Source organism: Phytoactinopolyspora endophytica (assembly GCF_004138495.1).
Classification (GTDB): domain Bacteria; phylum Actinomycetota; class Actinomycetes; order Jiangellales; family Jiangellaceae; genus Phytoactinopolyspora; species Phytoactinopolyspora endophytica.
Genome location: NZ_ML142851.1, coordinates 181,876 through 184,647 on the forward strand (window position 1 = coordinate 181,876; position 2,772 = coordinate 184,647).

Annotated in this window: 2 protein-coding genes and 1 riboswitch; both genes read right to left on the bottom strand. The window is 69.1% G+C overall.

Features of this window, described 5'->3' with window-relative positions; genetic code table 11:
• Positions 1-1,511 (bottom strand): cobaltochelatase subunit CobN (locus tag ELR45_RS37085; RefSeq protein WP_205856157.1); only part of this gene is annotated, 1,511 nt, incomplete at its 3' end.
• A gap of 31 nt (positions 1,512-1,542) precedes the next feature.
• Positions 1,543-1,818, bottom strand: a riboswitch (cobalamin riboswitch).
• Positions 1,819-2,000: 182 nt separating this feature from the next.
• A complete protein-coding gene (locus ELR45_RS06710; RefSeq protein WP_129664508.1) occupies positions 2,001-2,372 on the bottom strand; it encodes an RNHCP domain-containing protein in 372 nt (123 codons plus the stop codon).
• Between the last annotated feature and the right edge of the window lie 400 nt (positions 2,373-2,772).

Sequence of the window (2,772 nt, forward strand, 5' to 3'; positions counted from 1 at the left end):
AAGCCGCGCGGCGGCTGGATCATCAGCACCACGTTGCCGAAGACCAACCCAGCGACGGCGATCGCCGGCTCTTCGTGGGTGGTGTCGACGTAGAGCTCGCCGGGTGCCTCGCCCCACGCGTCGACGATTCCCTCGCGCAACGACGCCGGGAGCGTGCCGAACCACCTGGTGTAGGTGGACGCGGGGATGCTGGCAGCGGCGTCGGCGAGCTGTTCCTCGGTGAGGAACTCGACGTCGTGACCGCCGGCGGCGATCAGCCGGTGTACCAGGGCGTCGCCGGGCGGGAGGTCCGAGCCGTCGTCGTCGGCGCCGCGGCCGAGCGCGTCAAGGTCGAGGTCGCCGATGTCGTATCCGGCGTCGCGCAGCGTTCGGAGCAACTCGACGGCGCTGGCCGGGGTGTCCAGGCCGACGGCGTTGCCGACCCGGGCATGCTTGGTCGGGTAGTTCGACAGCACGAGCGCGATCCGCTTCTCCGCGTTCGGGATCCGGCCGAGGCGCGCCGTCCTGACCGCGATTCCGGCGAGGCGGCGTGCACGCTCCGAGTCGGCGACGTAGCGTGGCACGCCGTCGTCGCCGACCTCCTTGAACGAGAACGGGACCCCGATGATCCGGCCGTCGAACTCGGGCAGGGCGATCTGTGTGGCTGCGTCCATCGGGTTCATCGCGCCGTCGCTGGCCTGCCAGGCGTCGCGAGTGCTGGTGAGGGTCAGGCCCTGCAGGACCGTGACGCCGAGCTCGTCGAAGAGTGCGGTGCTCCACGCGTCGTCGTTCTCGCCGGCGGCGGTGTTTCCGGCGACCAACCCGCCGCTGGCGAGCACCGTCGTGATCAGCACGTCGGCGCGGCCTAGCAGGGCGCGCAGCTCTGCGTACTCGGCACGGTCCGTACCGCGCAGCGTGTCGGTGAAGATCGGCAGTGGCGTCCCACCGGCGTCGTGAATCTGCTCGCAGAGGACGTCGATGAACGCGGTGTTCCCGGAAAGCTCGTGGGAGCGGTAGAACACGATCCCGACGACTGGTCGGCCGTCGTCGCTGCGCTGCTCGTCGCCGGATTCGGGCCCGTCGTTGGCAGCTCCGTCCCGGACGTGGAGGCCGAAGCGGGGCTGTTCGGCAGGCGGTTCGAACGCTTCGCCGGTCAGGAGGAGGGTGTCGCACAGGAACGCAGCGAGCTGTGCGAGGTTGGCGGGGCCTGCTGCGACGAGGTAGCGGTGTGTCTGGGTGGCGATGCCGCTGGGCACGGTGGACAGCTCGTGCAGCCGCGCGTCCGGGCTCGATTCGCCGCTGACGACGACGGTGGGCACGCCGGAGGCCCGCATCGCGTCGAGGCCTTCCGGCCACGCCTCACGGCCGCCCAGGAGCCGGACCACGGCGATGTCGGTGTGCTCGAGTAGAGCGGGAAGCTCATCGGCCGAGGTCCGTGCCGGGTTGGCGACTGCCCAGCGATCATCAGCGCGGACCGCGGTGAGCAAGTCCGTGTCGGCGGTGGACAGCAGAAGCAGGCGTGCCTGGGGCATGACGTCCTCTCTCGGGCGTTTCCCGCGCCCGGATCGGCGGACGACGGCAGTCAGTGTCCTGGCTTCCGGATCGCCGCCTGCCCTCAGCCTTCCCAAGCCGCCACAACGGATGGCGCAGCAACGTCAACGTGTGGTGCTGACGTCCGCTGCACCGACCTGGCGGCCCAGTGGCCCATGGTGAGGACCGACTCCCCGGTCACAGTCGCGGGACGGCCCCGGCTTCGGGCGCTTGGGCGCGCCCCCACCGGTGTTCCTGACGTGACGTCGGATGGTCACCCCCGATGCTACCGACACAAGCTTCCGCATCGGTCTGCCGGCTGGCACCTGATCTCGCAGCCTGACCATAGAGATGCACCGTTCAACGCCACGCATGCCTGCGATTGATGGGGACGCTGGTCCGGTAGCCGACCTACCCGGCCCATATCCGGCGTACCAGTCTCCGTAGCCGAGGGCCCGATCCGCTTGCCGGACCGGGCCCTCGGCCTTGTTTCAGAGACGGGCCAGATGATCCAGAGGGAACGGTGGCCTTGCCAGCGGCCGGATGGCCAGGGTGAACAACGTCAACGCGTTGTCATCGCCAGCGATACGGTTGCTGTGTAGCTCAGCGCACTGGGTACACCGATGGATCACCAGCCACTCACCGTCACTGCGGGCGGTGATGGCGACCGGCTCCATGCGGGCACCGCAGTGGGCGCCGCGGTCACCGGGCTTGTTATCGACGTGACGGCTCCACAGGCACGTCGGGCAGTGGTTGCGATGCGCAGTGCCCGGCGCGTCATCGGGTACGTCGAGCCTGCAGTTCAGGCAGCGGAACGTCCGGACGCGGCGGGTCTGCCGCGCCCTAGCTGTAGGTTTGGGCACGGGACTCCTTGAGGTGTGCACGACAGTGGACTGGTCGCGCAGCGCACACTCATCAACTCACCGTCCCGTGTCTGTGGTGGCCGCCCGCGCGGCCTGCCCTCACCGACATTCAACCCGGTGACGACGACGGCGGCAATCGAGTTTCGGCGAGGCGGTGTTCAATCCACTCGGCGATTCGTCCAGCTACCTGGTCGGGAGTCTGGCCGCTTGTGTCGAAAGTCGGCCGGATCCGCGACCGGAGCGATTCGGCGAAACGCTGGTGCTCTACGATCCGTCCCTCTGTAAACCCTCGCCATTCCGGGCGACCGCGGAGCCGGTCAGTCAGCACCGCATCGGCGCAGTCGAGGTTGCAGAAGTGGATCGGGCCGACCAGGCGTCGGCCGGGGAGTCCGTCAAAGTG